Here is a 6432-nt window from a genome sequence, read left to right on the forward strand (position 1 = left end):
ACCCTTCAATGGAGTATGTTGAGGAATTATGAGTGAGAAGGAACGCGAGCTGTACTCGGTCGGCGACGTGGCCGAGTTGTTGGGCCTGCACGTCCGAACGGTCCGGAACTACGTCCGCACCGGGCGCCTGAAGGCCGTCAGGATCGGCAAGCAGTACCGGATCGCGAAGGAGGACCTGGAAGCCCTGACCGGCGGTTCCGTCGGCCGGGGCGCGACACCGGCGCCCGGAACCGGAGGCACCGTCCCCTCCGCCGAGGTGTCGAGCATCGTGCAGGTCGAACCCGTCACCCCGGAGACCGCCCACCGCCTGGCCACCCTGGTCACCGCGTCCGTCCACTCCCACCGGGGGGAGGCGGGCGGACCGCGCGTGCAGACGATCCACGAGCCGGAACGCTCACGGCTGCGGATCGTCGCCATGGGGGACCCGGCCGATACCGCCGCCCTGCTCACGCTCATCAACTCCGTGCTCGAACCGGGGAGCGGCCTGTTCCCCGTCCCCGATACCGCCGCACCCGAGGAGCCCCGTGACCACCATCGTTGACCACCACGGAACGCCCGTCCTCGTCCTCGACGCCGACGGTCCCGTCATCGCGGGGGAGCAGGACGTCCTGGACCACCTGATCGGCGCCGCCTACGGACGCGCCGACACGGTCGCCGTCCCCGCCGAGCGCCTCGATGAGCGTTTCTTCGACCTGAGCACCGGCTTCGCGGGGGAGGTCACGCAGAAGTGCGTCCAGTACCGGACACGTCTGGTGATCCTCGGCGACATCTCCCACCACACCGCCACCGGCACCGCCCTGCCGGCCCTGGTACGGGAGTCCAACCGGGGGACACACGTCTGGTTCCTCGCCGACACCGACCAACTCGCCGCCCGCCTGGCGCCGCCTCCCGCCACGTCCTGAAGCCGTTCCCGCCGTTGCCCGGCCGCCCGGTGATCAGCCGGCAGCGCGGGAGACGAACGCCCGCCATGCGTCGGGGGAGACGCTGAGCCGGGGGCCGCGTCGATCCTTGGAGTCCCGCACCCGCACGGCCTCCGGCCGGCAGGTGGAGACCTCCACGCAACTGTCGCCTTGAGGACTGCTGTGACTGCTCTTGAACCAGGCCGACTCGTCGGTGCTCACGGCTCTTTTCGCAGTCACTCGATCCGCCTCGTCGAGTTCTTCATGGGCTGGGCGGTGTCAGGCGGTGGTTCGGGAGAGAAATGAGCGCCAGGCATCGGAAGTGAGGGTGAGGTGCGGACGGTGGCGATTCTTGGAGTCACGGACATGCACCACGTCGGCATGCGACGTGGAGACCTCGACGCAATCATCTCCCTGCGAGCTGCTGTAGCTGCTCTTGAACCACATTGCCTCATCACTCATGACTCTCCTCGCAGCCGCTCCAGCAGGCTCAGGGAGTCGCGGGGGGTGAGAGCCTGTGAACGCATCTTGGCATAGATCTGCAACATCTCACCCACGTCCTTTGGGTCGGTGAACAGGTATCCGCCACGCGGACCCTCGGAATAGGCCAGCCACCGGTTGTCGGAGCTTTCCAGCAATCGAAGGGGACCGACATCACCGGAGTGTTGTTCTCTCACCAGTGGCATGATCTGGATCTCAACGTTGCGTTGACTCGCACACGCCAGGACGTGGTCGATCAGTATGCGGGTCACCTCTGTCCCGCCGACTCGACGCAGGAAGAGTGCTTCTTCGATGATGAAGCTGTACCCCGTATTCGGCCACTTCGTCGGTAGTTGTTGACGCGCCAGTCGGGCGGTGACCTGTCTCTGAACATGCTCGTCATCCGGTGGGGGCACGCTGTTCTCGAAGATCGTCCGCGCGTACCCCTCGGACTGCAACAAGCCCGGGATCACGCGGCACTCGTAGGTCCAGAGGTTGAGGGCTTCCTCCTCCAGTCGAGCCCACTCGCGGAACCAGGCCGCGAGGCCGGGGCGGCGTGAGAGGTGGCGAGCGGCGGCGCGCAGGGTGCCGAACGCGTCGAGGACTTCCTCGGCCTTGTCGATGAAGTCGCGCTGGGGGAGGCGACGGCCCTGCTCGACGGCGGCGACGGTGGGCGGCGCGTATCCGAGGAGCGGGGCCAACTGCTCCTGGGTGAGGCCGGCCCGTTCACGAAAGGTCTTGAGGACGGCGCCGAAGGTCCGGAGGCTGTCGGAGGGTTCCGGTTCGCCACTGGTCGCCAAGGGGGCCACCTCCGCCGAGTCGCACGAGTCCGATGTGTCGGGAATCATCGTGGCCGGATACCCACCCCACTGTCTACCCTCGGTACCCATACGGATACGCAAAGTATGGGTCCTGTTTCTGGTGACCCGGGACAGAGGGATCGAGGCTGGAGGTATGTACCGCCCTTCCGCCGCACCGCTCCGGCCCTCCATCGAGGTCTTCCGCCACGCTTTTCCCGCCACTCCGGAGGCAGCCCGCCATGCCCGTCACCTGGTCGACAACGCCCTTCGCCTGCTTGGCATGGAGGATGTCGAGCCCTTTCGTTCGGAGGTGGTGGCCATCGTCGCGGAACTGACCGCCAACGCCGCCACTCACGGGCGCGCTTCCGATCAGGGATTCGAGGTGGCTGCGTTTCTCATCCCCGACGGTGTTCGTGTGGAGGTCGGTGACAGGTGCGAGGGCGACCTCTCGTCGGTCCGGCCCCGAGCGTTGGAAGACGGGGATGCCGAGAGCGGGCGAGGGCTGCTCATCGTCACTGCGCTCGCCCATCGTTGGGGCGTCGCCCCGAGCCGCACCAAAGCACCCGGCAAGACGGTTTGGGCCGAACTCCTCCGTAACGGACCTCCGTCCGCCGAGGAGGTCCCCTGAAGCGTGCCGGTGCTTCGTTTCGGCATCGGGCGGGCGCTGCCGAAGCGCGTTGCCGGTGCCGGCAACGCCGGTTAGTGTCCTGTCGGTTACACCTATCGGGTTGAATGCGGGGGCGGGGTTTCATGGCGCGGGCGTCGGATTGGTCGCCGGTGGGGCTGGGTTCGGATCCGGCGCCGGGGGACCCGGATCGGATCGAGCGTCTGGGCGGTGAGCTGGAGGAGTTCGCCGATGACGTGTTCACCGCGTTGGGCAAGGTCCGCTCGATGGGTGAGGAGGGGGCGCTCGCCTCGTTCGTGGGGGAGAGCGCGGAGGCGTATCGGGATCGTTTCGACAAGCTGCCGCCGGATCTGGACAAGTTGCACACCTCCTACGACCTGGCGGCGCAGGCCCTGCTGACGTACGCGCCGAAGTTGCGCGAGGCGCAGACGGACGCGGATCGGGCGCTCACCGAGGCGATCGAGGCGCGTGAGGAGCTGTCCACCGCGCAGTCCTGGTTGGAGCGGGCGACCTCGACGTTGGAGGACGCGACCGAGGCGGCGGAGCCGCCGGATGAGGGTGAGGTGGCGGCCGAGGTCCGCCGGGCATTGACGGACGCGGAGAGCGATCAGGGCGACGCCGAGTCGGCCGTGACCGATGCGCGGGGGAAGTTGGATCTGGCGATCGCGTTGGCGGGTCAGGCCAAGGAGTTGCGCGAGGAGGCCGCCGCCAAGTGCAAGGCGGACCTCGAAGAAGCCTCCGAGGCCGGTATCCCGAACCGCAAGTGGTGGCAGAAGTCCGCCGACTGGGTGGTGGACAACTGGGACACCATCGTCGCCGTCGCCAAGGTCGTCGTCACCGTTTTGAGCATCGTGGCGCTGGTGTTGGGCGGACCGTTGGTGTGGGGGTTGATCCTGGCCGCCTCGCTGATCATCCTCGCGGACACGTTGATCGACTACGCCAACGGCGACGCATCACTGTGGGATGTCGGGTTCGCGCTGCTGGACTGCGTACCCGGCGGGCGCCTGGCCTCGGCGGGTGCGAGGACCGCCGCGCTGGGCATGGCCCGGGGGGCGAAGGGAACGGCGAAGGAGGCCCGCAGCCAGGCCGTCCCGATGACCAAGCGCAACGACTGCGGCGACCCCGTGGACGTGGCCACCGGCGAGTTGGTCATGCCCGCCACCGATGTGGACCTGCCCGGCGTCCTGCCGCTACTGCTGGAACGCCACCACATCTCCACCTACCGGGCGGGACGCCTGTTCGGTAAGTCGTGGTCCTCCACCCTGGACCAACGCCTGGAGTTGGACGCCCGCGAGGTGCGCTTTCGCACCGCCGACGGCATGACCCTGGTCTACCCCGTCCCCACCCGGAATCCGGACGATCCGGTCATGCCCATCGAGGGTCCGCGCTGGGGCCTGTCCTGGGACGGTCGGCCCGGCTCCCCGCTGACGATCCACCAGCGTGAGAGCGGCAGGACGCTGCACTTCGCCCCCGTGCCCGGTGCGCCGGGTAACGAGCTGCCGCTGGTGGCGGTCACCGACCGCAACGAAAACCGCATCGAGATCCGCCACAACGAGGCGGGTGAGCCGGTGGAGGTCACCCACTCCGGGGGCTACCGCATCGGCGTGGCGGTGGTGGATCGGCGCATCACCTCCTACCGGCTGCTCTCCGCACCCGAACAACCCATCCTACTGGCCTTCGACTACGACGATGCCGGGAACCTCGCCCGCGTCTTCAACTCCTCCGGCCTACCCCTGCGCTTCTGGTACGACGAGCACGACCGGTTGATTCGGTGGGAGGACCGCAACAACACCTGGTACCGCTACGAATACGACGCCGCCGGCCGCTGCGTCTTCTCCACCGGCACCAACCGCGCCCTGGAATACCGCTACACCTACCACCCGGAGGACAACCGGACCGAGGCCACCAACAGCCTCGGCCACACCACGATCTTCCGGTTCAACGACAGCTACCAGCTCATCGCGGAAACCGATCCGCTGGGCCACACCACCCACCGCACGTGGGACCGCCACGACCACCTGCTGTCGGTCACCGACCCGCTGGGAAACACCACCCGCTACACCTACAACGCCGATGGCGATCTGGTCACGGTCACCCGCCCCGACGGTCACGAGGTCCACGCCGAGTACAACGACCTGGGCCTGCCCACCGCGATCACCGAGGCCGACGGCACCGTCTGGCGGCAGGAGTTCGACGCACACGGCAACCGAACGACTGTCATCGACCCGGCGGGGCACCGCACCACCTGGACCCACCACCCCACCGGCGCCCCCGCCACCATCACCGATGCACTGGACGCGACCACCCGCATCGACACCGACCCGGCCGGACTACCGGTAGCGGTGGTCGATCCGTTGTGCGCGACCACGGCCCTGGACCGGGACGCTTTCGGTCGCCCCACCTCCATCACCGATCCGATGGGGGCGATCACTCGGATGGAGTGGTCTCCGGAGGGCAAGCCGGTGCGCCGCATCGACCCCCTGGGCGCGAGCGAGTCGTGGGAGTGGGACGCGGAGGGCAACTGCCTGAGCCACACCGACGAGAACGGCGGGGTCACCGCCTGGACCTACGGCCCGTTCGACCTGCCGGTCTCGCACACCGGCCCCGATGGCGCGCGGTATGTCTTCACCCGCGACACCGAGTTGAACATCACCGCCGTCACCGCCCCCGACAACCGCACCTGGACCTACACCCTCGATGCGGCCGGCCGCACGGTCGCCGAGACCGACTACGACGGTCGCACCACCACGTGGCAACTTGACGCGATGGGCCGCCCCGTTCACCAAACCAATCCGGCCGGTCAGTCACTCAGCTATACCCATGATGGCCTGGGAAGGTTGATTTCCACCGTCACAGACATCGGAGAGGTCTCCACCTACTACTACGACACGGCGGACCGAGTCGTCTCCGCCACCTCGCCGGGCGTGGAGCTGTCCCGCTCCTACGACACTGCCGGGCATATGTTGAGCGAGACGGTCAACGGCCGCACCCTGACCCTGACCATGGACCCGGTGGGCAACCTGCTCTCCCGCACCACCCCCACCGGCCACACCAGCCGATGGACTCATGACGCGGCCGGGCGGCCGATCGGCCTGGAGACCGCCGGGCACTTTCTGGACTTCCGCCGGGATGCGGCCGGTCGGGAGGTCGAACGCCGCATTGCCGATGCTCTGACCCTCACCGCGAGCCACGACCCGGCCGGGCGGATGGTCGAGCAGGCCCTCACGGGTGCCGGGGGTCGGCGGTTGCACCACAAGCGGTGGACCCACCGGTCGGATGGCTATCCCACCGCCGTCACCGACGCCACGGGCACCACCACGCTCACCCTGGATGCGATCGGGCGCCCCACGAACCTGACCGGCCCGGCAGGCACCGAGTCCTACACCTACAACCCCACCGGTGACCAAACCGCCGCCCAAGCTCCCGGACTACCGGCCGAAGCGGTCGGGGAACGCGCCTACACCGGCACCCTCCTGGCCCGCGCCGGGCGCACCCGCTACGCCTACGACGCGGCCGGTCGGGTGATCCGCCGCACCGTCACCCGCATCTCCCGCACCCCCGACACCTGGCACCACACCTGGGACGCCCACGACCGCCTCACCAAGACCGTCACCCCCGACGGCACGGT

7 protein-coding genes are annotated in these 6432 nt (G+C 68.4%); 4 read left to right on the top strand and 3 right to left on the bottom strand.

Features of this window, described 5'->3' with window-relative positions:
* The first annotated feature begins 28 nt into the window (after positions 1 to 28).
* Together LZF96_RS18580 and LZF96_RS18585 are read left to right on the top strand one after the other, a co-directional pair.
* Positions 29 to 541, top strand: coding sequence for a helix-turn-helix domain-containing protein (locus LZF96_RS18580; protein ID WP_233873737.1), 513 nt, complete (start codon positions 29 to 31; stop codon positions 539 to 541).
* Positions 525 to 902: a DUF4180 domain-containing protein gene (locus LZF96_RS18585; RefSeq protein WP_233873740.1), complete on the top strand. Its 378-nt coding sequence runs from the start codon at positions 525 to 527 to the stop codon at positions 900 to 902. The genes LZF96_RS18580 and LZF96_RS18585 overlap by 17 nt, the downstream gene beginning before the upstream one ends.
* A gap of 33 nt (positions 903 to 935) precedes the next feature.
* Here the strand turns inward: LZF96_RS18585 and LZF96_RS18590 are convergent, their stop codons facing one another.
* Genes LZF96_RS18590 through LZF96_RS18600 form a run of 3 tightly spaced genes read right to left on the bottom strand, consistent with a single transcriptional unit; the run spans position 936 to position 2188 of the window.
* Entirely contained in the window at positions 936 to 1121 is a 186-nt protein-coding gene (locus tag LZF96_RS18590; protein ID WP_233873743.1) for a DUF397 domain-containing protein, read from the bottom strand.
* A 57-nt stretch (positions 1122 to 1178) separates the two neighbouring features.
* Positions 1179 to 1361 carry a DUF397 domain-containing protein gene (locus tag LZF96_RS18595; RefSeq protein ID WP_233873746.1) on the bottom strand — a complete coding sequence of 61 codons (183 nt, stop codon included), beginning with the start codon at positions 1359 to 1361 and terminating at the stop codon, positions 1179 to 1181.
* Positions 1358 to 2188 (bottom strand): helix-turn-helix transcriptional regulator, encoded by an 831-nt coding sequence (locus tag LZF96_RS18600; RefSeq protein ID WP_233873774.1) that lies wholly within the window; start codon positions 2186 to 2188, stop codon positions 1358 to 1360. The genes LZF96_RS18595 and LZF96_RS18600 overlap by 4 nt, the downstream gene beginning before the upstream one ends.
* Positions 2189 to 2333: 145 nt before the next feature.
* On the opposite strand from LZF96_RS18600, the gene LZF96_RS18605 reads away from it, so the two are divergent.
* Together LZF96_RS18605 and LZF96_RS18610 are read left to right on the top strand one after the other, a co-directional pair.
* Complete coding sequence (locus LZF96_RS18605) at positions 2334 to 2807, top strand: ATP-binding protein (protein ID WP_233873749.1); 474 nt, start codon at positions 2334 to 2336, stop codon at positions 2805 to 2807.
* A 122-nt stretch (positions 2808 to 2929) separates the two neighbouring features.
* A partial coding sequence (locus LZF96_RS18610; RefSeq protein ID WP_233873752.1) for a DUF6531 domain-containing protein occupies positions 2930 to 6432 on the top strand: 3503 nt, incomplete at its 3' end.

Source organism: Streptomyces sp. ST2-7A (assembly GCF_021390475.1).
Classification (GTDB): Bacteria; Actinomycetota; Actinomycetes; order Streptomycetales; family Streptomycetaceae; genus Streptomyces.

What these genes read in the sequence shown, in the direction of transcription:
- LZF96_RS18580 (WP_233873737.1), top strand. Translation starts at nt 29, where the DNA reads ATGAGTGAGAAGGAACGCGAGCTGTACTCGGTCGGCGACGTGGCCGAG.
- LZF96_RS18595 (WP_233873746.1), bottom strand. Translation starts at nt 1,361, where the DNA reads ATGAGTGATGAGGCAATGTGGTTCAAGAGCAGCTACAGCAGCTCGCAG.
- LZF96_RS18605 (WP_233873749.1), top strand. Translation starts at nt 2,334, where the DNA reads ATGTACCGCCCTTCCGCCGCACCGCTCCGGCCCTCCATCGAGGTCTTC.